This window comes from Micromonospora jinlongensis, from assembly GCF_013410645.1.
Classification (GTDB): domain Bacteria; phylum Actinomycetota; class Actinomycetes; order Mycobacteriales; family Micromonosporaceae; genus Micromonospora; species Micromonospora zamorensis.
The window spans coordinates 662,553-685,593 of record NZ_JACCHK010000001.1 but is presented as its reverse complement, the minus strand read 5'-3'; the positions used below and the strand labels follow the sequence as shown (position 1 = coordinate 685,593).

14 protein-coding genes and 2 pseudogenes are annotated in these 23,041 nt (G+C 69.3%); 5 read left to right on the top strand and 11 right to left on the bottom strand.

From position 1 onward, the window contains the following. Window positions 1-47 precede the first annotated feature (47 nt). Window positions 48-3,533 (top strand): NACHT domain-containing protein, encoded by a 3,486-nt coding sequence (locus tag HNR22_RS02495; RefSeq protein ID WP_179778847.1) that lies wholly within the window; start codon window positions 48-50, stop codon window positions 3,531-3,533. Window positions 3,534-4,198: 665 nt separating this feature from the next. On the opposite strand, the gene treZ is transcribed toward HNR22_RS02495, so the two are convergent. The 3 genes from treZ to glgX are packed head-to-tail and all read right to left on the bottom strand — an operon-like array spanning window position 4,199 to window position 10,345. Then, window positions 4,199-5,923: a malto-oligosyltrehalose trehalohydrolase gene (gene treZ / locus HNR22_RS02490; protein WP_179778845.1), complete on the bottom strand. Its 1,725-nt coding sequence runs from the start codon at window positions 5,921-5,923 to the stop codon at window positions 4,199-4,201. Next, window positions 5,920-8,226, bottom strand: coding sequence for a malto-oligosyltrehalose synthase (treY, locus tag HNR22_RS02485; RefSeq protein WP_179778844.1), 2,307 nt, complete (start codon window positions 8,224-8,226; stop codon window positions 5,920-5,922). Before treY ends, treZ begins: the two co-directional genes overlap by 4 nt. 1 nt (window position 8,227) lies before the next feature. Beyond that, entirely contained in the window at window positions 8,228-10,345 is a 2,118-nt protein-coding gene (gene glgX, locus HNR22_RS02480; protein WP_179778842.1) for a glycogen debranching protein GlgX, read from the bottom strand. Between the two features lie 314 nt (window positions 10,346-10,659). Here glgX and HNR22_RS02475 point away from each other — a divergent pair, with 314 nt between their 5' ends. From HNR22_RS02475 to HNR22_RS02465, 3 genes are all read left to right on the top strand, one after another. After that, window positions 10,660-12,096 carry a glycosyltransferase gene (locus HNR22_RS02475; protein ID WP_179778840.1) on the top strand — a complete coding sequence of 479 codons (1,437 nt, stop codon included), beginning with the start codon at window positions 10,660-10,662 and terminating at the stop codon, window positions 12,094-12,096. Window positions 12,097-12,303: 207 nt separating this feature from the next. Then, window positions 12,304-12,798, top strand: coding sequence for a maleylpyruvate isomerase N-terminal domain-containing protein (locus HNR22_RS02470; RefSeq protein ID WP_179778839.1), 495 nt, complete (start codon window positions 12,304-12,306; stop codon window positions 12,796-12,798). Continuing rightward, entirely contained in the window at window positions 12,771-12,950 is a 180-nt protein-coding gene (locus HNR22_RS02465) for a hypothetical protein (RefSeq protein ID WP_179778837.1), read from the top strand. The genes HNR22_RS02470 and HNR22_RS02465 overlap by 28 nt, the downstream gene beginning before the upstream one ends. Before the next feature lie 445 nt (window positions 12,951-13,395). Here the strand turns inward: HNR22_RS02465 and HNR22_RS02460 are convergent, their stop codons facing one another. The 4 genes from HNR22_RS02460 to HNR22_RS02445 form a co-directional block, all read right to left on the bottom strand. Beyond that, complete coding sequence (locus HNR22_RS02460; RefSeq protein WP_179778835.1) at window positions 13,396-14,679, bottom strand: citrate synthase; 1,284 nt, start codon at window positions 14,677-14,679, stop codon at window positions 13,396-13,398. 219 nt (window positions 14,680-14,898) lie between these two features. Further along, window positions 14,899-16,953 (bottom strand): sulfatase-like hydrolase/transferase, encoded by a 2,055-nt coding sequence (locus HNR22_RS02455; protein ID WP_179778833.1) that lies wholly within the window; start codon window positions 16,951-16,953, stop codon window positions 14,899-14,901. Then, window positions 16,946-18,376 carry a class I SAM-dependent methyltransferase gene (locus HNR22_RS02450; RefSeq protein WP_179783365.1) on the bottom strand — a complete coding sequence of 477 codons (1,431 nt, stop codon included), beginning with the start codon at window positions 18,374-18,376 and terminating at the stop codon, window positions 16,946-16,948. Before HNR22_RS02450 ends, HNR22_RS02455 begins: the two co-directional genes overlap by 8 nt. 17 nt (window positions 18,377-18,393) lie before the next feature. Continuing rightward, a complete protein-coding gene (locus tag HNR22_RS02445; protein WP_179778832.1) occupies window positions 18,394-18,543 on the bottom strand; it encodes a hypothetical protein in 150 nt (49 codons plus the stop codon). 191 nt (window positions 18,544-18,734) lie between these two features. Here HNR22_RS02445 and HNR22_RS02440 point away from each other — a divergent pair, with 191 nt between their 5' ends. After that, entirely contained in the window at window positions 18,735-19,592 is an 858-nt protein-coding gene (locus tag HNR22_RS02440; RefSeq protein WP_179778830.1) for an arginase family protein, read from the top strand. A 12-nt stretch (window positions 19,593-19,604) separates the two neighbouring features. Here the strand turns inward: HNR22_RS02440 and HNR22_RS02435 are convergent. The 4 genes and pseudogenes from HNR22_RS02435 to HNR22_RS02420 form a co-directional block, all read right to left on the bottom strand. Continuing rightward, window positions 19,605-20,273 (bottom strand): annotated as a pseudogene (locus HNR22_RS02435) (GtrA family protein); the annotation flags it as partial. 92 nt (window positions 20,274-20,365) lie between these two features. Continuing rightward, window positions 20,366-21,870 (bottom strand): annotated as a pseudogene (locus tag HNR22_RS02430) (sensor histidine kinase). Then, window positions 21,848-22,594 carry a response regulator transcription factor gene (locus tag HNR22_RS02425; protein ID WP_179778828.1) on the bottom strand — a complete coding sequence of 249 codons (747 nt, stop codon included), beginning with the start codon at window positions 22,592-22,594 and terminating at the stop codon, window positions 21,848-21,850. Before HNR22_RS02425 ends, HNR22_RS02430 begins: the two are co-directional and overlap by 23 nt. Before the next feature lie 113 nt (window positions 22,595-22,707). Then, complete coding sequence (locus HNR22_RS02420; protein ID WP_179778827.1) at window positions 22,708-22,938, bottom strand: hypothetical protein; 231 nt, start codon at window positions 22,936-22,938, stop codon at window positions 22,708-22,710. Between the last annotated feature and the right edge of the window lie 103 nt (window positions 22,939-23,041).

Below are 23,041 nucleotides of genomic sequence, written 5' to 3'. Positions count from 1 at the left end.
CACCGCATAATGTCGACCATAGTTAAGCCTATATCGAAGGACGATCGATGCCGAGGCTAATGAGCTTCCCTGATGCCGTTCGAATTATTGGTGTGGGTGATAGCAAATTAATCAAATGGATCGACGGAATACTGTCGGCCGGACTAGCAGCTGCGGCCCCGGCCACCGGTGGTCTTACCATCGGCCTATTCGATCCCAAAAATGACCTTGTTAAGTGGTTAGAGCGGCTGCGAATTGCATATTTGGATAAATTAAGCGGCGCCAGCGGCCGCCCCCGCGGCGAAGTCATGACCGCCTCTCACACTATTCTTCTGGTCTCCGCATACTTTGACACGCTGGCTGCCGGAACATGGCTCGAAGAGGAAATACTAACCCCAGACCAACAATGGCATTCGATTTTTCGCACCCTTCCGCCAGCCACCGGGAACGAGATCATTCGGCATCTCCTACAAGAACCGCCCCCTGCACCAACACCGGGACTTTCGCGAGAAGAATTTCGCACTGCTCTACGTGATTTTTTCACTACGCCCACGCGAGAAGTTCTACAGATGCTGATGAGGCATCCGTCATTCGAGCTGCAATCCGCAAACAACCAAATAGTGCTAGACGAATTCATCAATTACAAACTCCCAGCCAAGGCAATGGAACAATATGACGGCTACGTCCTTCAACTTGCAGGAATAAGCCAAGAATTTCTCTGCTGGACCTTGATTAATGAACATACGGCAACTTTCGGCGAACTCGGCCACGTCGCACAACGACTGAATGAACTAGACAAAGGGCTTGCAGGAATTATCGAGGCCCTGCCAGCTGTTTCGTCACAGTTACTAAGCCGACAGCGATGGACGGAATTGGCTAATGGATATCGCGCGATGCTTTCTAGGCCAATTCTGCCGCCTGGCTCACACGGCTCCCCGGCCGGGCTCGTAATTCCCAACCTAGGAGAGGCATACGTTAACCACGCCTTCCGGGCAGTCACTTACGACCCAGAAAAACATGTAGTGCATGATGACCATTGGTGGGGTTCCATCCCTCAACATGAAGAGATCCAAGGGTTTCTCGCCGCCTGCCTTGCCGAGCCCGCTGCAACCGAACAGCCGATACTGCTACTTGGTCACCCGGGCGCAGGAAAATCGGTCATGGTCCGCGTGCTCGCCGCACGACTGGCCGAACTCAGCTATCCAACTGTCAGAGTTGACCTACGGCGGGTCGCAGCTGACGCCTCTGTGCACCGACAGATTTCCGAGGCACTAGCGCTAGCCCTCCACCGGACAGTGGAGTGGGCCGATTTGGCCGACGTCACGGATGGGGCTGTCCCAGTAGTCCTTCTTGACGGTTTAGACGAACTAATCCAGAGCAGTCAGGCGAGCCGGAGTGACTACCTGGAGCAGGTTTCGGAGTTCCAACGGACTGAAGCCGACCGGGGATTTCCACTAATCGTACTAGTGACGAGCCGCACGACCGTGGCTCACCAAGTACGAATTCCACGTGGCGCAACAGTAGTTCACTTAGAACCGTTCGATGACCGACGCATTCGGACATGGGTGGAGATCTGGAACAGCAACAACGTGCGGTATTTCAACACCGAGATGATCGACTCATTAGCTCCCAAGGCGGTCCTTCGGCACCGCCATTTAGCCTGCCAGCCTCTGATGCTGCTGATGCTCGCTCTATACGACGCCGACGGTAATGCCTTACAGAAGGAACACGAAAGACTCGGTGACGCCGAGCTCTACGACCGCCTACTCAACTCCTTCGGGCGGCGAGAGGTACAAAAGCTCAATCCGGCAGCGTCAGGTAGTCAGATAGACGACATGGTCGCTCAAGAATTATTGCAACTATCAGTTGCCGCTTTTGCGATGTTCAATCGGGACAGCCAGGTTGTCACTGAACGCGAACTTGACAGTGACTTATCCGCAGTGACACACGATAACAACGCCCGGAGCAGGCCCTCCGACCGTCAAAAGCTTACTCCCGGCCAGCTGCTGATAGGTCGTTTCTACTTTGTACACGCCTCCGAATCCACCTACCAAAGGGTGGGCGAGGGGTCAATGCGGGCCTATGAGTTTGTGCACGCGACCTTCGGTGAATATTTGGTTGCGAGGCTAACCACTCAGACCTTGCTAGCGATGGAGGCGACCCACAGCCACCAACGTCGGGTCTTGCCGATTGGAGTTACTCGTGCCGACGACGAGCTCCTCACAGCACTACTTTCCTACCAAGTGCTGTCAATGAGGCGACCTGTCGTGTCGTTCGTAAGGAGCCTCCTCGCGGAGATAGATCAGGTTGCTCGAAGCAACGTCCGCATACTGTTGGTTGAGGCACTAGCGGCGAGCCTGCAGTCATACGACGTTGGTAGATTCGCTGAATATCGACCGCGTGAACTTGATTTAACCGCGCGGCTCGCCACCCGAAGCGCGAATCTAGTGCTACTGTTGCTTATCACGTATCGAGGCGAGGCAAGTTTTATCGACCTTTTTCCTTACAGTTCTGAACCATTTAGCGAGTGGCAACGGCTGACCACGCTGTGGCACGCCTGCCTTGACCCCAGCGCATGGACCTCACTTACTGAAGTAATAGCTGTGCCTGAACTACATGCGGCAACCGGTGTTTCACTCAAAGTCGACCTAACGTCCGAAAGTGGTTCTTACGTTGACGAATTGGATCGGGCTAACAATCTCACCGGAAATCCGCTCCAGATCGGACTCGCGGAAGCCACTTTCCACTTGCGCATCATGGATCAGCCGGTTATTCTAGCCAACCGGGCTGACTACCCTAAAACTCCTGCTGCCGCATTGATGGGACTCGCCATTAGTGGCCCTGATGACTGGCACAGCGCCGACAATTCTTACGTCATAGCGGGCGATGCCAACCAGCTCGTCCAGCGCTGCCTTGACCATGCGGATTCACTGGGGCCGCAGATCCGCTCTCCCTATCTTTATCTGACGTTTAGACAGCTACGCCTGCTCCCAGCCCCCCCGAGGTGGGAGCTGCTTCTCACTGCGACGCAACTTCTGACTGCCTGCAGTCCAAGTCCCTCCAAGGGGGAATCCGCGCGAGCGTTGATTGATGCGCTGGCCGAGTGGCACTACCACGGCGCCGTCGATGGCGACGAAATGGCCGAGCTAGCCCGCATTGTCCTGCCGTGCGCGACCGAAATAGTTGAACCCCTCGCACAGCAGCGAATCAGCATTGAAAATTTCAATCTTGCCGTCGCCTTGGCGGAGTTGGGCATAATCGCCCCAACCGACTCGCGAGTAGGACTCCAAGACATTCTAGAAAATTCTGGGGCCGCTTGGCGGATAACCCGTGGTGAAGTCTGGAAGATTGCTCGCCTAATCCGGGCAGTACGGATTTCGCAAAGCGCAGGAGCGGCCGTGGGGGCTCTTCGGCTTTTGCGAATGCTTCCGAGGCCCAAGCTTCGGCGTCTCCGAGTGCGGGATGTGCTCGCCATACTCGCCCTTGCCAATAAGTCTGATCCCCAATTCGCATCCGAAGCTGCGGCGGACTGGCAGATACGAACGCGGGCTTAACTATCCCAATCGGATCGACGCTGCTAAATTTCTGCAATCGACATTACTTCTGGGGCGGGTCGCCGAATCCTGCCCTACCAAGGCACACGCCAGAGCGTAGACACAATCCGATGACAAAACACCAGGTGAACCACCCCAGTTGGCGTTTTCGTAGTTGCGGAACCGCCAGCAACCCGCTCAGTTGCGAGAACAGCACGAAGGTGGTTGACTTTTCCCACCTGATGCGTGCTCTTGGTGATTGGCCTTGATGGTTTCATCCTGTTTTCAAGGACGTCGATAGGTAACTGTGCCGGTCGCCGTCAGATTTCTGAATTTCCGGCGAGCTGCACCTTGCTACCGATAATGCTTCGCGATGGCCAGCTATACCGACGTCGTCGAGGTCGCCAACTAATCAAGCCGTGGACCAAGCGCAGAGGACCCAGCTTCACCAGCAAGCAAGGGGCCGCTGCCCCACGTTCCGGCCCACGCTTATCCTCGTCGAACGACAGCCTCAAGGGCGTTTGACCCCCGAGCTGTCCTGAAGGCTGCCGACCATCCGACAGCGTCGGCCAATGCGGCCTGAGGAATGATGCCTGAACATTGACCTCGGGACGATTCGCTTCTTTTGTAGGCGCTCGCGGCAATTTGCACGGCGGTGCGAGTGATCCGAACACCTTACTACCCCGTCACAGGGCCACGATCGCCGCAGTCTCCGCCGGCAGCTCGATCCGGTCCCGCATCACCGTGACCCCCTCCCCCGTAGCCAGCAGCACCCGCCGCGCCACCCCCGGCAACGACACCCCCTGCCCCCGCCCCGCCAGGTTCGCCACCACCAAGGTGTCCCCCCGCCGCATCACCAAAAACTGGTCCCCGTGCTGCACCGATACCGCGTGCATCCGAGGATCAGACAGGTCCGGCAAGGACCGACGCAGCCCAATCAACCGCTGATAAAACGACAGCATCGAAGCATGCTCGGGCTTGTCCAGCTCCGCCCAGTCCAACCGCGACCGCACGAACGTCTGCGGGTCCTGCGGGTCAGGCACGTCCCCCTCCGGCCACCCGTGCGACGCGAACTCCCGCCGCCGCCCGGTCCGCACCGCAGACGCCAACTCCGGCTCCGGGTGCGACGTGAAGAACTGCCAAGGCGTAGAGGCAGCCCACTCCTCCCCCATGAACAGCATCGGAGTGAACGGCGCGGTCAGCAGCAACGTAGCCCCGACGCGCAGAAGTGAAGGCGACAGCGTAGCCGAGATCCGATCCCCGGTAGCCCGGTTCCCGATCTGGTCATGGTTCTGCAAATAGGCCACGAACCGGTGCCCCGGCACCCGAGGATCGACAGGCCGCCCATGGTGCCGGTTGCGGAAGCTGGACCAGGTCCCCGCGTGGAAGAAGCCACCGGTCAGCACGTCCGACAGCGTCTCCAGGGAGCCGAAGTCCCCGTAGTACCCCTGCCGCTCCCCCGTCAGCAACGTGTGCAGCGCGTGGTGAGCGTCGTCGTTCCACTGGGCGTGCAGCCCGAACCCACCCGCCTCCCGAGGCGTGATGAGCCGCGGGTCGTTGAGGTCGGACTCGGCGATCAGCGACAACGGCCGCCCCAGGTGCGTCGACAGAGCCTCGACCTCAATCGCCAGCTCTTCGAGCAGAGGAACAGCCCGGGTGTCGGGCAGCGCGTGCACGGCGTCCAACCGCAGCCCGTCGACGTGGTAGTCGCGCAGCCACATGAGCACGCTGTCGATGATGTAGCGGCGTACCTCGTCGGAGTGCGGGCCGTCCAGGTTGACCGAGCGGCCCCAACTGTTGCTCTGCTCGGCGAGGTAGGGCCCGAACTGCGGCGCGTAGGCCCCGGAGGGCCCGAAATGGTTGTAGACGACGTCGAGGATCACCCCCAACCCGCGAGCGTGGGCGGCGTCGACGAACCGTTTGAGGCCGTCGGGGCCGCCGTAGGGCTCGTGCGGGGCATACCAGCAGACGCCGTCGTACCCCCAGTTGTGTTCGCCGTTGAAGGCGTTGACCGGGAGCGGCTCGATCAGGTCGACACCCAGCGAAACCAGGTGGTCGAGGCGCTCGATGGCCGCGTCGAAGGTGCCGTCCGGGGTGAAGGTGCCGATGTGCAGCTCGTAGAGGATGCTGCCGGGCAGTTGCCGGCCGGTCCACGAGCTGTCGGACCACGCGAAGGCCGCGTGGTCGTAGCGTCGGCTCGGCCCGTGCACTCCCGCAGGCTGCCACGGCGACCGGGGGTCGGGCAGCGCGGTTTCGTCGTCGTTCAGCAGAAAGGAGTAGTCGAGGCCGGCGTCGGGCACCTCGACCCGCCACCAGCCGTCGGCGGCGGCGCGCATCTCGTGGTCGGCGTCGCCGGCCAGGCGCAGCCGCACCCGGCTGGCGTCCGGGGCCCAGACGGAGAACTCGGTCATGAAACGGCCTCCTCGGCAGCGGTGGGAGGAGCCAGCAGAGCGACGGGGTAATCGGCCAGAAGAGTGTCCAGCGGCGTCTCCCCGCCACTGTAGACCCGCCCGGTGAACAGGTCCTTAACCTCGTTAACGGGAAGCGACAGGGCGGTGTCACACCAGCCGCCGGCGCGGGCCAGGCCCAGCGGGAGCCGGGTCGCCACGGCGATCACGCCGCCCCGGTCGAACGCCACCACGTGCCGGCCCACCGGCCCGTGCGCCGGCACCGGCCGGTAGCCGGTGAACAGCTCCGGGTGCGCCCGCCGCAACCGCAGGGTCCGCGACACGACGAGCAGCTTCGCCGCGCCGTCGGTGTCGATCGGGGGACGCCAGCCGCCGTCGATCCGTGCCAGCAGCTCTCGGCGTACGTCGAAGTCGACCGGGCGGCGGTTGTCCGGGTCGACGAGGGAGTTGTCCCACAGCTCGGTGCCCTGGTAGGTGTCCGGCACGCCGGGCATGGTGAGTTGCACGAGCTTCTGCCCGAGGGAGTTGCACCAGCCGGCCGGGGTGATCGCCGCGGCGAGTTCGGTCAGCTCGTCGTGCAGGCTCGGGTCGTCGTACATCAGGTCGACCACGGCATGCAGGGCCTGCTCGAACGCCGGGTCGGGGTCCGCCCAACTGGTCGAGGCCCCGGCCTCCCGGGCGGCCTTCTCGACGTACGCGTGCAGTCGCTCCCGCTCGATGGGCCAGGCGCCGACGGCGGTCTGCCAGAGCAGGTGGGCGAACGACGGGTCGGGCAGCGGGGCGTACTCCATCCAGGCCTTGACCTGCTCGGCCCAGCGGCCCGGCAGCTCGCTGAGCACGGCGAGGCGGGCGCGGACGTCCTCGCCGCGTTTGGTGTCATGGGTGGAGAGGGTGGTCATGCTGGCGGGCCAGCGGACCTGGCGGGCGGCGGCGAAGCGGTGGAACTCCGCCGGCGGCACCCCGAAGTGGGCGGGACTGTCGCCGACCTCGTTGAGCGCCACGAACCGGCTCCACCGGTAGAACGCGGTGTCCTCCACGCCCTTCGCCATCACCGCGCCGGTGAGCTGCGGGAACCGCTGGCCCAGCTCGTCGTCGGGGTCGCGCAGCCGGCGGGTGACGGCGTCCAGGGCGGTGGCCAGGTCGGGGCGGCGGCGGCCGGCCTCGGAGCGGGCGGCGGCGAGGTGCCGGGCGCCGTGCGGCGGGTAGCCGCGGTAGACCGGGAACGCGGCGGCCAGCTCGGCGAGCGCCGCGCGGGCCTGCTCGGTGGGCACCTCGGGGGCGAGGGCGGCCAGCCGGGTCAGCTCGGCGGCGAGCAGCCGGGTGGCGGCGGCCAGTTTGGTGGCGTGGGTCAGGTCCTCCCAGGAGGTGTGCTGCCCGGTCAGGCGGGTGTCCAGGGCGGTGAAGTCGCCCTCGGCGTCGGTGTCGATGAAGAGCCCGCCGACCGCTGCCAGGGCGTCGTAGCCGGTCGTGCCGTCCACCGGCCAGTCCGGCAGCTCCTCGCCGTACTCCAGGATTTTCTCCACCACGAGCCAGGCCTGCGGCGCGGCGGCCCGCAGCCGGGCCAGGTAGCCGGCCGGGTCGCGCAGGCCGTCCGGGTGGTCGACGCGGATGCCGTCGACCTCCCCGGCGGCGGCCCACCGCAGGATCAGCTCGTGGGTGGCGGCGAACACCGCCGGGTCCTCCACGCGCAGACCCGCCAGGCCCGCGATGGCGAAAAATCGGCGGTACGTCAGCTCGGCGTCACCCCGACGCCAGGAGACCAGCTCGTAGTGCTGCCGGTCGTGCACCTCCCCCGCGCTGCCGTCGCCGGTGCCGTCGGCGATCGGGAAACGGTGCTCGTGGTAGCGCAGCTCGTTGTCGACCACCTTGAGGTCGTCCAGGGCGGCCGGGTCGTCGGCCAGCACCGGCAGCAGCAGTCGGCCCCGGTCCCAGTCGATGTCGAACCAGTCGGCGTACGACGAGTCGCGCCCCCGGCGCAGCACGTCCCACCAGGCGGGGTTGGCCGCGGGGACGGCGACCCCGGCGTGGTTGGGCACGATGTCGACGACCAGCCCGAGTTGCTTGTCGCGCAACGCGCGCAGGAGCCGCTGCCGACCGGCCTCGCCGCCCACCTCCGGGTTGACCTCCCGGTGGTCGACCACGTCGTAGCCGTGCTGGGAGCCGGGGGTGGCGGTCAGCAGCGGGGCGGTGTAGAGGTGGCTGACGCCGAGGTCGGCGAGGTAGTCGAGGATGGCGCCGGTGGCGTCCAGGTCGAAGCCGGGGCGGACCTGGACGCGGTAGGTGGCCTTGGGAGGGGTGGCCGGCATGTCAGATCGTCCTCTCCAGCACGACGAGGGACCGGTCCGGCACCCGGATGGTGCCGCCCGCGCTGATCACCGTGGCGTCGCCCGGCTCGGGTTCGGCCGTGCTGATCACCCGTTCCCACTTCTGGCCGTACTCGCTGCCGGGCATGGTGAAGTCCAGCGGCGCGTCGTGGGCGTTGAAGCAGAGCAGGAACGAGGCGTCGTGGTGTTTCTGGCCGTACTGGCCGCGCTCCCGGATGCCCTCACCGTTGACGAACAGCGCCACCGAGCGGCCGAAGTCGTTGCCCCAGTCCTCGCCGGTCATCTCCCGCCCGTCCGGGGTGTGCCAGGCCAGGTCCGGCAGCGGCTCGTCGCTGCCGCGCCCACCCACCGGCAGGCCGGTGAAGAACCGGCGGCGGCGGAACACCTGGTGCCGTTTGCGGAACGCGGTCAACGTCTGGACGAACTCCAACAGGTGCTCGTCGACGTTGTCCCAGTCGACCCAGGCCAGCTCGCTGTCCTGGCAGTAGACGTTGTTGTTGCCGTGCTGGGTGCGACCCAGCTCGTCGCCGTGACCGATCATCGGCACGCCCTGCGACAGCATCAGCGTGGCCAGGAAGTTGCGCCGCTGCTTGGCCCGCAGCGCGAGCACCGCCTCGTCGTCGGTGTCGCCCTCGACCCCACAGTTCCAGGACCGGTTGTGGCTCTCGCCGTCCCGGTTCTCCTCGCCGTTGGCCTCGTTGTGCTTGTCGTTGTACGACACCAGGTCATTCAGCGTGAAGCCGTCGTGCACGGTGACGAAGTTGATGCTGTGGAACGGGCGGCGCCCGTCGTCCTGGTAGAGGTCGGCCGAACCGGAGATCCGCGACGCGAACTCGGCGAGGGTCGCCGGCTCACCGCGCCAGAAGTCGCGGACCGTGTCACGGTATTTTCCGTTCCACTCCGTCCACAACGGCGGGAAGTTGCCCACCTGGTAGCCGCCGGGGCCGACGTCCCACGGTTCGGCGATCAGCTTCACCTGGCTGACCACCGGGTCCTGCTGCACCACCTCGAAGAAGGTGGACAGCCGATCGACCTCGTAGAACTCGCGGGCCAGGGTGGCGGCCAGGTCGAAGCGGAAGCCGTCGACGTGCATCTCGGTCACCCAGTACCGCAGCGAATCCATGATCAGTTGCAGCGAGTGCGGGCTGCGGACGTTGAGGCTGTTGCCGGTGCCCGTGTAGTCGACGAAGTAGCGGCGGTCCTCCTCGCTGAGCCGGTAGTAGCTCGGAGCGTCCACACCCTTGAAGCTCAACGTCGGCCCGAGGTGGTTGCCCTCGGCGGTGTGGTTGTAGACCACGTCGAGGATGACCTCGATGCCGGCCGCGTGCAGCGCCTTGACCATCCCCCGGAACTCCTGCACCTGCTGACCGAGCCGGCCCAGTGCCGAGTAGCCGTGGTGCGGGGCGAAGAAGCCGATGGTGTTGTAACCCCAGTAGTTGCGCAGACCCAGGTCGTTCAGGCGGTGGTCATGGACGAACTGGTGCACCGGCATCAGCTCGATCGCCGTCACCCCGAGCCGGGTCAGATAGTCGATCATCGGCGGGGAGGCGATGCCCGCGTACGTGCCGCGCAGCTCCTCCGGGATGTCCGGGTGGCGCATCGTCAGCCCGCGTACGTGCGCCTCGTAGATCACCGAGTGGTGGTAAGGGGTGCGCGGCGGCTTGTCGTTGCCCCAGTCGAAGTACGGGTTGACCACCACCGACTTCGGCATGAACGGCGCCGAGTCGGCCTCGTTCATCCGCTCCGGCTCCGCCATGTCGTAGTCGTAGACCGCCGGGTCCCACTGGACGTCACCGTCAATGGCCTTGGCGTACGGGTCGAGCAGCAGCTTGTGCGGGTTGCAGCGCAGCCCGTTCGCCGGGTCGTACGGGCCGTGCACCCGGTAGCCGTAGCGCTGGCCCGGCTCGATGCCCGGCAGGTACGCGTGCCACACGTAGGCGTCCACCTCGCGCAGCTCGACGCGGCGCTCCGCGCCGGTGTCCCACTCGTCGAAAAGGCACAGCTCGATCCGCTCGGCCACCTCGGAGAAGATGGCGAAGTTGGTGCCCATCCCGTCGTAGGTTGCGCCCAGGGGGTATCGCTCGCCCGGCCAGACCTGCATGTCGCTCCTTCAACCCATGGTGATGTGCGCACCGGCCGACGCTGCCCCGCGCGCACGCAGGTAGTGCCCCCGGCCCGGGCGCACCAATCCATCCTTTCAGGCGGTGCCCGGAAACCACCTGTCTGATGCGTGTTAAACCCTCAGGTGTCCTCCGTCACGATGACCCATTTAGAGATGCGTTCTTGGGCCGGATGGACTTTCCTTGTTCGGGGCGAGCGTCCGCGCGCGCCCGCCAGGCCCTCGGCCACCCCTTCCACACTCACTCCGCCGCCACTGATGCCGGCGCGTACCACCATGCATGGACGGAGATTGATGTGACGACCCTGCGGGTCGACGAGCAGCTCGCTGCCACCAAGGACCGGACCCACCGGCCCACCGTGACCTCCCGGCCCCAGCTTCCCGGTCTTGGTGTGCAGCCCGGCACGCCCGTGCCGACGCAGGCCGGCCCCGGAGTGCCCCCGCAGACCCGCCGCATCCTCATGCTGTCCTGGGAGTACCCGCCGGTGCTCGTCGGCGGCCTCGGCCGACACGTGCACGCGTTGTCGGTGGCGTTGGCCGCCGCCGGCCACGAGGTCACCGTCGTCACCCGCCACAGCGAGGGCGCACCCCTGGAGGAGTACGCCGACGGCGTGCGCATCCTGCGCGCCCCGGAAGACCCGGTGACCTTCCCCCTCGCCACCGGCTCGCTGCTGGCCTGGACCATGGCCTTCAACCACACCCTCACCCGCACCGCCCTGCGCGCCACCCAGGCCGGCTCGTACGACGTCATCCACGCCCACGACTGGCTCGTCGCCCACACCGCGATGACGTTGCGCGACCACCTGGACATCCCGCTGGTCAGCACGATCCACGCCACCGAGGCCGGTCGGCACCAGGGCTGGCTCCCGGAAGAGATGAACCGCACCATCCACGGCGTCGAGCAGTGGCTCACCAGTGAGTCCGGCCGGGTCATCGTCTGCTCCGGCTACATGCGCGACGAGGTGAACGCGCTCTTCGGCGTACCGGCCGCGCGGGTCGACGTGGTCGCCAACGGCGTCGAGCCGCACCGCTGGCGGGTGCCCGCCCGCGCGGTCGCCGCCGCCCGCGCCCGCTTCGCCGGAGACGGCCCGCTGGTCACCTTCGCCGGCCGCCTCGTCTACGAGAAGGGTGTGCAGCACCTGATCGCCGCGCTGCCCCGACTGCGGGACCGCCACCCCGGGCTGCGCGCCGTCATCGCCGGCGACGGCCCGTACCGCGCCGAACTGGAGGCCGAGGTGCACCGCCGCGGCCTCGGCGGCATGGTCAGCATGCCGGGCTTCCTCGGCGGCACCGACCTGCCGGCCCTGATGGCCGCGTCCGACTGCTTCGCCGTGCCGAGCATCTACGAGCCGTTCGGCATGGTCGCCCTGGAAGGCGCCGCAGCCGGCGCCCCCCTCGCGGTCGCCGCCACCGGTGGCCTCGCCGAGATCGTCGAGCCGGGCGTCACCGGCATGACCTTCCGTCCGCACGACACGGACGGGCTCACCGACGCCGTGGACGCCCTGCTGTCCGACTCCGACCGCGCCCGCGTCATGGCCCGACGCGCCCGCCGGATGGTCCACGACCAGTACGGCTGGTCGGCCATCGCCCAGCGCACCGCCGCCAGCTACGCCGCCGCCATCACCTCGGACGCCACGTTCACCGCCGAGCGCGCGGAGCAGCGCATGTCCCAGGGCCGCGCCCTCCCGGCGCTCCCCGAAGGCAACCTGCTCGCCGCGGCGGGCCTGCGCTGAGCCGAACGCCACGCCGCACGACGCACGACGCACGCCGCTTTTCCTTGATCGACTCGGTTTTCTTGAAGTCGGGGTGTCCCGGTGCTGAGGACCCCCCGACTTCCTGAAACCCGAGTCGATCACGCCGGGTCCCGGTGCACGGAGCGGCCGGGTCAGTCAGTGCCACGCTGTCCGGCGCGGACCGGCTGCGCCTGCCAGGATGTGCGGATGTCTCGTTCTGTCGACGCACTGGATGCCAGCTTTCCGGTTGCCGCCTCGATCGCTCTGGACCTGATCCGACGCGCGGAGGTGACCGAGCAGTGGTCACGCCCGAGCGCGCTGCCGCACCTGTCCGTGGGAGGCCTTGCCTGCCACCTGGGGCGTCAGGCGGTACGGGCGGCGGAGCTGCTGCCGATGCCGACCGACCTGCCCACCCTGGAGTCGGCCGACAACCACTACGAGCGGGCGGCCTGGGTCACCGAGGGTCCTCCGGACGAGGCGTCGGTCGCCTCCGGTTCCGACGAGGCCGAAGCGGCACGGGGGCCGGCGGAGCTGCACGCCCGCTGCGCTGACGCGCGCTGGCGGAGGTCGGCGACCTGCTCTCGCGCGGCGCCGCCCGGGACGTCGTACCCATCCCGTGGCAGGGCTGGGCCCTGCGGCGCAGCGAGTTCCTCCTCACCCGCCAACTGGAGATCGTGGTCCACTCCGACGACCTGGCGGTGAGCATCGGCGTACCCACGCCGGAGTTCCCAGCGGAGGTCTTCGCCCCCGTACGTGACCTGCTGGTGCGGCTTGCCGTACGCCGCCGTGGTCAGTCCGCGCTGATCAGCGCCCTGAGCCGTAGCGAGCGAGCCCAGAACATTTCGGCCTTCTGACGCCCCGCCATCGTCCTTCTGACGCCCCGCCATCCTCGCCGCCCGCCCAGGCCCGCCCAGGCCCGCCCAGGCCCGCCAACCAGCGTGCCGGAGCGTGATCGACTCGCCTTTCAGCAAGTCGGGCCATCCGGTCGGCGGAGCCGGCGCGTGATCGACCCGCCTTCCTGAAAGTCGGGGCATCCCCCGACGTGATCGACTCGCCTTCCAGGAAATCGGGCCATCAACCACACCCGGACACCCCGACTTCACGAAAACCGAGTCGATCAAGCGCCAGCCGGCGAAGACCGGAAGGCCAGCCGGCAAGACCGGAGGGCCAGACCCGCGGAAGACCGGAAGGCCCGACCTGCGGAGACCGGAAGGCCAGGCCCCGCGGAAATGCGGCAGGCCGTCGACCTGGATCGGTCGACGGCCTGCCGGTGTTGCGGAAAAGCGGGGAAGACGGACGTCAGCGGTCGGCGAAGGGGACGTAGTCCCGCTCGGCGGAGCCGACGTAGACCTGCCGCGGACGGCCGATCTTCGTCTCCGGGTCGCTGATCATCTCGCGCCACTGGGCGATCCAGCCAGGGAGCCGGCCGAGCGCGAAGAGCACCGTGAACATCTTGGTCGGGAAGCCCATGGCCTTGTAGATCAGGCCGGTGTAGAAGTCCACGTTCGGGTAGAGCCGCCGGGAGACGAAGAAGTCGTCGGCGAGCGCGATCTCCTCCAGCTCCATGGCGATGTCCAGCAGCGGGTCGGGCTTGGCCATCCGGCCCAGCACGTCCTGCGCGGCCTTCTTGACGATCGCCGCCCGCGGGTCGTAGTTCTTGTAGACCCGGTGGCCGAAGCCCATCAGCTTGACGCCGTCCTCCTTGTCCTTGACCTTGCGGACGAAGGACCGGACGTCGTCACCGCCGGCGTGGATCTGCTGGAGCATCTCCAGCACCGCCTGGTTGGCGCCGCCGTGCAGCGGGCCGAACAGCGCGTTCACGCCAGCGGAGACCGAGGCGAACAGGTTGGCGTTGCTGGAGCCGACCAGGCGGACGGTCGAGGTGGAGCAGTTCTGCTCGTGGTCGGCGTGCAGGACGAAGAGCATGTCCAGCACCTTCGACATCACCGGGTCGACCTCGTACGGCTCCGCCGGCACGCCGAACGTCATCCGCAGCAGGTTGTCGACGTACCCGAGCGAGTTGTCCGGGTAGAGCAGCGGCTGCCCGATGGACTTCTTGTACGCGTACGAGGCGATGGTGGGCACCTTCGCCATGAGCCGGACCGTCGAGATCTCCACGTGCTCGGAGTCGAACGGGTCCAGGCTGTCCTGGTAGAAGGTGGACAGCGCGCTCACCGCGGAGGACAGCACCGCCATCGGGTGGGCGTCCCGGGGGAAGCCGTCGAAGAAGCGGCGCATCTCCTCGTGCAGCAGCGAGTGCCGCCGAATCCACTCGGTGAACTCGGTCAGCTGCTGCTCGCTCGGCAGCTCACCGTAGATGAGCAGGTACGAGACCTCCAGGAAGGAGGACTTCTCGGCCAGCTGCTCGATCGGGTATCCCCGGTAACGCAGGATCCCCGCGTCGCCGTCGATGTAGGTGATCGCGGATGAGGCAGCGGCGGTGTTGACGAAACCGGGGTCGTACGTGGTCATCCCGGTTTCCTTCAGCAACTTGCTCACCCCGATACCGGCGGGGCCCTCGACCGCGGGATGTACCGGCATCGACAGCTGCCCACCGGGGTGATCGAGCTTGACTTCCGTCATGTGGTTCCTCGCTTCGCCGGCAGATCTACGTTGAATTGCCTTCGCTTCTACCGTAATTGCGGTTCGGGGGACAACGCCCGCCGTGGTTCGGCGGTGAGGCATGCGTCACCCGATTCCCGACCGGGCCGCCGGGAAACCCGGTATCCCGCTGGGCGGGACACGGGCCGGACAGCGGCCGGACGGGGGCGGGACAGGGGTGCAACAACACCCGGTGGCAGATCACGAGAGGGCAAGGCGTCGCAGCGTACCGTCCGTCGCGATCTCGTAGACGTCGAGCTGGTTGGTTCCGGTGCGAAACAGCCTGTCGTCGGTGAGCAGCGCGGCGAATCGGCGTCCGCCGGGGTCGGCCGGCACGACCGGGACGACGGCCCCGATCCGGCCGTTGACGGCCACCGCGAGCAGGGTGCCGTCCGGGATCCGGTCCGGGACGTCCCCCCAGACGAGCGCCGGAAGGGTGCCGGTGTCCGGGTCCATGGCCGTGAACGCGGCCAGGTCGGCGATCCGGGCGCTGCCGGCGGCCGGGCCGGCGCGCACCTCGGTGCCGACCAGGGGGTGCGGTGTGGGCAGCGGCGGCGGTGTGGGGACCCCGCCGGGGAAGGTGACCGGTTCGCCGGGGCGGTCGTAGAAGTGTTTCCTGCCGTCGGTGCGCGGGGCCTGCCGGGCGGAGCGGCCGTCGACGCGCCAGGGCAGCCGGATGTTGGCCTCGTCGGCCACGGTCGGCAGCAGGTCGACGTGTTCCCAGTTGCGGTCGTCCACCCGGCCGGTCTGCTGCCGGGGTTCCTTGACGAACATCGGCACCCAGGCGACCTCGCCGGCGGCGGCCTTGATCGCGTCCATGCCCCGGCCCTGTGCGCCGGGGCGGAAGCTGACGCCGTGGTCGGCGGTCACCACGACGAGGGCCTGGTCGTAGAGGCCGCTGGCGCGCAGCGTCCGCAGGGTCTCGCCGATGAGCCGGTCGGTGTAGCCGAGCTGGGCGAGGTGCCGTTGCCGGGCCAGGTCGACCCAGCCGGCGCCGTCGTTGGGCAGGTCCTCGGGGGCGTCGTAGCGCGCTCCGGACGGCAGGTATGCCCACGGTGAGTGCGGCATCAGCAGGTGCAGGAAGTGCAGGGTGGGCCGGGGCGTGGGCTTCAGCCCGGCCAGGAAGCTGGTGAAGCGGGCCGGCTGGTTGTCGTCGAGGCTGTCCCAGCGGAACTTCGGGTCGGCCGGCACCGGCTCGGCGGCGTCCAGGCCGGCCTCGGCGCGGGTCTGCTCCCGGTAGGAGTCCTCCGGGTCGACGGCGCTCTCCGTCGGCCCGGCGATCCGGCCGAGCAGCTTGCCGGTCTCCCGGACCAGCACGCCGAGCCCCTGCTCGGGGGTGACCGGCTGTTCGCAGCGGCTGGGCGGGCAGAGCCGGGTGATGCTCTCCTCGACGCGGATGTCGTACAGGCCGCCGAAGGCGGTGAAGATGTTGTCCGGGTACTGCGAGTAGTGCGGGGCGACCGGCTTGGTCGGGTAGCGGCCGGTGAGCATCGCCGGCAGCGCGTTGGGCGTCCACCCGCTGACGCCGGTGGCGTTGCGGTACCAGGTCGAGCCGCCGGCCAGCTCGGCGAAGTGCGGGTACCGGGTCGCGTCGATCCGCCCGTCGGCGCCGAGCAGGCTGACCAACGGCAGCTCGTCGAGGATCAGCATGACCACCGGTGGGTGCACACCGGTGCCCTGCGCGGTGCCGGCCGCGCCGCCGTCGCCGCGGGGCAGCACCACCGCCGAGGTGGGCGAGGCGAGCAGGAAGAGCGCCAGGAAGGCCACCGGCCCGGCGGCGGCCAGTCGCAGCACCCGGCCCGGTGCCCGCCACCGCCGGTGCGCGGCCGCGCCGGCGGCCCCGGCCAGCATGGCCACCAGCAGCAGGGGTACGCCCCGAAGCGGCGTCACGTGTCGGCCCACCTGCACGGCGAGGGCGGCGAGCAGCAGGCCGACCAGCCCGGTGTGGGTGAGGGCGCGGGCGGTCCGGCCGGCCAGGCGGCTGAGCGCGCCGAGCAGCGCCACCGCGACCGTGGGCAGCACCGCCACCAGGGCGACCAGCAGCAGGATCTGGGCCGGGTCGGCGCGGTGGAACAGGAAGAAGTCGGGGCTGCGGCCGAGCACGTCCAGCAGTGGCTGGGTGACCACCAGGCCGACCAGCGCCGTCACCTCCAGCAGCCGGCACAGCTCGCTCCGCCAGCCCTGGTACCACCGCGTGGAGGCCGCTGGCGACCGCTCGTCCGGGGTCGGCGGGTCGGCGGCGGCGGCTTCAGCCACCCATCACCGTCCGGTAGAGCGTGCGGGTGCCCGAGGGCAGTTCCAGTCGATCGGTGATCCGACCCCGGGCGGCCAGCAGCGTCTCGAAGGCGTCGCGCCGGTAGTCCGGGAAGAGGCCGGCGGGCTTGTTGGCCAGCAGCCGGCTTGCCATCGGGTCGTCCGGGTGGACGAACTCCACCACCACCGCGCCACCCGGCGCGGTCAGCCCGGCCAGCCAGTCGATGACCTCCGGCAGCGGCACGTTGCGCCCGATCGCCAGGTGGTGCACCACGGCAAGGGCAAGCACCACGTCGGCGGACGCCCGTTCGGCGAAGCCGGCCCGCTCGATGCCCCGCCAGCCGCCACCCGGTGACGGGTCGGCGAGATCCAGCACCAGCGGCAGGATCCGGCGCTGCCCCTCGGAGCGAAGCTTGCGGTACAGCTCGTCGACCACGGCCGGGTCCTGCTCGACGGCGACCACGTAGTCGGCGTGCCCGGCCGCCAGCCGGGAGTACCGGCCGTCGTTGGCGCCGAGGTCGAGCACCAGGCGGGGGCGGCCACCGGCGGCCACCGAGGCGGCGACGAACTGCTCCTTCGCCACCCGGTCCCGTGCCGAGTAGCCGCAGGTGCGCTGGTAGTCCGACCAGTGGGTCCCGGCCGGGCGATGGTCCAGCTTGCGGACCAGTTTCTCGATGCCGCGTACGGTGGCCAGCAGCAACTCCCGGGAGAAGCCGGCGGCCCGCAGCTGGTCGCGGACGTCGCTGGTGCTGGCGGCGGCGTTGCGCTGCTGCATGGCGCCGTGCAGGTGCAGGTGGGTCAGCACACCGGGGCGCAGCCGGCGGGCCCCGCCGAAGAGCGGGCGCAGCTCGTCGGCCTCAATGCCGTCGACGCGGGCGCGCAGCCACGGTTGGAAGTCGACGCCCAGGTGGGCGGTGAGCATCAGCGGGTAGAGCATGGTCTGGCAGAACTGCCGGTAACCGGCCCATGGTTCGCCGTCGCGGACCGGTTCGAAGGAGCCGATGTCGATGAAGACCGGCTCGGTGCCGTGCCACTGGAGGTTGTACGCCGAGCCGTCCTTGGTGGTGAAGCCCTCGCCCAGCGCGGCCCGCAGGATCTCCACGTGCAGCAGCGCGGCGTCGCGCAGCATGCCGAACGACCACTCGTACGGGTGGGAGACGAACGGGATGCGCTCATGGCGCAGCACGGCGGCCCACGGCGCCCCGGTCGCGGCGGGCACCAGTGTCGACGGGGCGTCCTCGGTGGCGCAGACCTTGCCCGCGGCGACGAGCGCCGGGAAGAACCTGCTGCCGGTCAACGCCCGCCAGTGCTCGGCGGCCTGGGTGTCCAGCCCGCGCAGCACCTCGTCGCCGACGTGGAAGACCCGGTTGGCCGGGTCGCGGAAGGAGGCCGGCTCGGGCCGTACCTCGGTGGGTGAGATCGCCATCGCGGGGACCGGCCCGCTCACCGCTGGTCGGTGGGTTGCCGGCGGAACCGGTCGACCAGCCGTCGCCAGTAGAGCTTGGCGGCGACCGCGGCACCGGCCACCCCGCCCACGACCGCCTGCACGATCAGGCTGCCGGATCCCGCGTCCAGGTAGGCCAGATGTCTCACCGATCGCTCCTTGCCCTCGCCGTCTTGATACCGGCGTCCCGGGCGTACACCGATGAGGCTTTTGACCCAGAAAGCCGGACTTGTCCCTCACCGTACGCTGGTCGTCATCGCCGTCGCGGGCACATCGGCGTACTCCCAGCCTCGCCACAGAATGTGGCCGGGAGCCCGGACCTCGCCGGTACGCTGCGGACGTGCGCTGGACGGTCGTGGACGCGCCGCTGGACTCCTCCGGCGCTGGGCGCGGTGAGGAACGGGCCCCCGCCGCGCTGCGCGACGCCGGCCTGCTGGACGCCCTGGCCGCCGACGACGGTGGCCGGGTGGACGAGGCGCGCCTCCGCGACGCTGTCCGCGACCCGGCGAGCGGGGTGATCGGCGCCGCCGGCCTGGTCCGGGCCGGCGCGGCCATCACCGCCCAGGTCGTGGCGCTGATCGCCGACGGCCGGCGGCCCCTGGTGCTCGGCGGCGACTGCGCCATCCTGCCCGGCATCTGCCGTGCCCTGCCGCCGGCTACCGAGCTGTGGTTCGTCGACGCCCACCCGGACTTCCTCGACGGCGTCACGTCGCCGACCGGCGAAGCCGCCGACATGGACCTCTCGATCGTCACCGGGCACGGCCCGGTCGCCGCCATCGGCTGCGACGGCCCGCTGCTCGACCCCGGTCGGGTCCACCTGCTCGGGCACCGCCCGGCCACCGACGACAGCAGCCGTGCCGAGGCCGCCCGGATCGACCCGGCCATCCACCAGGTGCCCGCCGCCGAGTTGCTCCGCCGGGGCGCGGGCACGGTCGGGGCGGGCCTGGCCACCGGCGGGGACGGCCCGGCCTGGCTGCACCTCGACCTCGACGTGGTGGACCCGCGGGACCTGCCGGCGGTGACCTACCCCGAGCCGGACGGCCCGCGCTGGGCGGATCTGATCGCGCTGGTCACGCCCCTGGCCCGCGCCGACCGGCTGCTCGGGATGAGCGTCACCGACCTGAACACCGACGAGGACCCCGACGGGCGTCACACACGACGCGTCGTCGAGGTCCTCGCCGAGGTGCTGGGCGGCTGACCGGCCGGCGCCTCAGGCGCGCCGGTGGTGCATGCCGAGGCGCAGCAGCACGAAACGCAGCACGGTGGCGGCCAGGTTCGCGGCCACCAGCACGGCCAGCTCCACCGGCCGGGCGGGAGCGGCGTGCGCCGCGTGCAGCACGGCCAACGATCCGCTGGTCAACGCGAGGCCCAGGCCGAAGGCGAGCAGCCCCTGAAGGTGGTGCCGGCCGGCGTGCCGTCGCCCGCTGATGCCGAACGTCAACCGTCGGTTCGCGGCCGTGTTGGCCACCGCGGTCAGCAGCAACGCCAGCAGGTTCGCCGGCTGCGCGCCGAGCGCGCCCCGGGTGGCCACGAAGAGCACCAGGTACGCGAGGGTGCTGGCCACCCCGACAGCCGCGAACCGGACCAGCTGTCGAGGCAACCCCACCGGCACCTGCCCCGCTGGCACACCGAGCGGCGCCCGGCCGGTCTGCTCCGGCCGCACGGTCAGCGGCACCCGGCCGAGCTGTGCGCGCAGGTCGGTGAGCGGCAGCGCGCCGGTCAGCAACGCCCGGCCCAGCCGACCCATCCCGCGCAGGTCGGCCAGGGCGGTGGCGACGATGTCGACCCGGCTGTCCGGGTCGTCGACCCAGTCCACCGGCACCTCGTGGATGCGCAGCCCGGCCCGCTGGGCGAGCACCAGCAGCTCGGTGTCGAAGAACCGAGGCCGTTGTAGCCGAGGGTGAGTTCCAGGACGCTGTTGCCCTGCGACCCGCCGATGTACGGCCGGGCTGGCGCGACGCCGTGCGCCGACTATGCGTCAGCTGTGGGATTCGGCAACCGGACGGTGAACACGGTCCGCCCCGGGCGGCTGTCCACCTCGACCGTGCCGTGGTGGGCCTCCACGACGGCCGCCACGATCGCCAGACCGAGGCCGGTGCTGCCGTGCGCCCGGGACCGGGAGCTGTCGCCGCGCGCGAACCGCTCGAACATCTCCGGTTGCAACTCCGCCGGCACCCCGGGCCCGTCGTCGGCGACGGTGAGCACGGCGCTGCCGGCGTCGACGGCGAGCGTGGTGGTGACGGTGCTGCCGGGTGGGGTGTGCACCCGGGCGTTGGCCAGCAGGTTCGCCACCACCTGGTGCAGCCGGGCGGCGTCACCGGGCACCCGGATCGCGACCTCGGGCAGGCCGAGCTGCCAGTGGTGTTCGGGGCCGGCGACGTGCGCGTCGCTGACCGCGTCCACCACCAGGGCGGTCAGGTCGACCGGGTCGACCGCGAGCGGCCGGCCGGTGTCGAGCGGGCCAGCAGCAGCAGGTCGTCGACGAGGCTGGTCATCCGAGTGCTCTCCGACTCCACCCGGCGCAACGCGTGCGCCACGTCGGGGGGAACCTCGTCGCGGCCACGCCGGGCCACCTCGGCGTAGCCGCGGATCGCGGCCAGGGGCGTGCGCAACTCGTGGCTGGCATCGGCGACGAACTGGCGTACCCGGGTCTCGCTGGCCTGCCGGGCGGAGAGCGCGTCGGCGACGTGGCCCAGCATCCGGTTCAGCGCCGCGCCGACCTGACCGACCTCGGTGCGCGGGTCGGTGTCCGCGGCCGGGACGCGGACGGCGAGCGCCACCTCGCCGCGGTCCAGGGGCAGCTCGGTGACCCGGGTGGCGGTGGCGGCCACCCGGTTGAGCGGGCGCAGCGTGGCCCGGACGATCAGCGCGCCGGCCGCCCCGGCGACGACCAACCCGACGGCCGCCACCCCGACCTGTGCGGCGACCAGCGCCCAGACGGTCTCCTGGACGCCGGAGAGCGGGACCGCGACGACCCGTACTCGACCGTCCCAGTACTGGCGGGCCACGGCCCGGTAGTCACCGCGATCCCCGAGGTCGACGGTGCGCGGTCTGGCGTCGACCGGCAGGGCCGCCAGCGCGGCGACCTCGCCCACCGGCACGGACTGCTCGTCCGGGAACGGATCGGTGCTGGAGGCGCTGTTGGTCAGGGTCCGGGCGGCGGTCACCCGGCCGTCGGCGATCTCGGCGACCACCGCGCCGGACGGCAACCCGGGTGGGATGCCCGGTCCGTTGCCGGGGAAGGCCGGCCGTCCCGGACGGTCGCCCCGCATCGCCGTCGCGGGAGCCAGTTGGGCGTCCAGCCGGTCGATCAGGAAGTGCCGCAGCGCCACCGTGGTCAGGCCACCGATGGCGACGCTGACCACCGCGAGCAGCGCGAGAAGGGCAAACACCAGTCGGGTACGCAGGGAGCGGCCGGCCAGCCAGCGGCGGGCGGCGCGCATCCGGCGGCGTCTACTCGGCGGGTTTGAGGACATAGCCCGCGCCGCGCAGGGTGTGGATCATCGGTGCCCGGCCGGCGTCGATCTTCTTGCGGAGGTACGAGATGTACAGCTCCACCACGTTGGCCTGGCCGCCGAAGTCGTAGTTCCACACCCGGTCGAGGATCTGCGCCTTGCTGAGCACCCGGCGGGGGTTGCGCATCAGGTAGCGCAGCAGCTCGAACTCCGTCGCGGTGAGGGTGATGAGTTGGCCGTTCCGGCGCACCTCGTGGCTGTCCTCGTCGAGGCTGAGGTCGCCGACGGTGAGAACGGCGTCCTCCCGGGTGGCGACCGCGAAGCCGGAGCGGCGCAGCAGCGCCCGCAGCCGGGCGATCACCTCCTCCAGGCTGAACGGCTTGGTGACGTAGTCGTCGCCACCGACGGTCAACCCGGCGATGCGTTCCTCCACCGCGTCGCGGGCGGTCAGGAAGAGCACCGGCACGGTGGGGGCGTGCTCGCGCAGCCGGCGCAGCACCTGGAAGCCGTCCAGGTCGGGCAGCATCACGTCGAGCACCACGGCGTCCGGCTGGAACTGCCGCGCGGCGCTCAACGCCGCCATGCCGTTGCCGGCGCTGCGGACCTGCCAACCCTCGTAGCGCAGCGCCATCGACAGCAGGTCGGTGAGGGTCGGTTCGTCGTCGACCACCAGCACCCGGACGGGTTCACCGTCGGGGCGGCGCAGCTCGATCCGGCTCGGCACGGCCTGCCCGTTCATGACCATGTCCCCCATCGTGGCCGCGATGCCTGTGCCGCGCCCCTGTGGAGGCTGTGCGCCAGCTGTGCGGCCGGGCCGACGGGACGCCGGCGTCGCCACCGGTCAGCCCCGCCTCGTGGTCACTCGGACACCCCGTACGCGTCGGTGCGCACGAAGCGCATGCTCCAGCCGCCCGCCTCGTCGGGGCGGTCGCGTTCGTAGAGGTGGTCGGGGCCGGGCTGGACCGGACCGGTGCCGTCCGGGTGCCGCATGATCCAACGCGGTGGTGGGGCGCCGTCGGACCCGGCCGGCAGCAACCGGACCAGGCCGTCCGCGGGCCCGCCGACGAAGCGTACGGTGACCTCGCTCATCGCAGCGCCCTCTCGGGTGACCGTGCCGGCACAATCGGTGACACCGGCTCTGGCTCGCAAGCTACCGCACCCGCCGCCGTCGGCGCAGCGCGCTGCGCGCGGG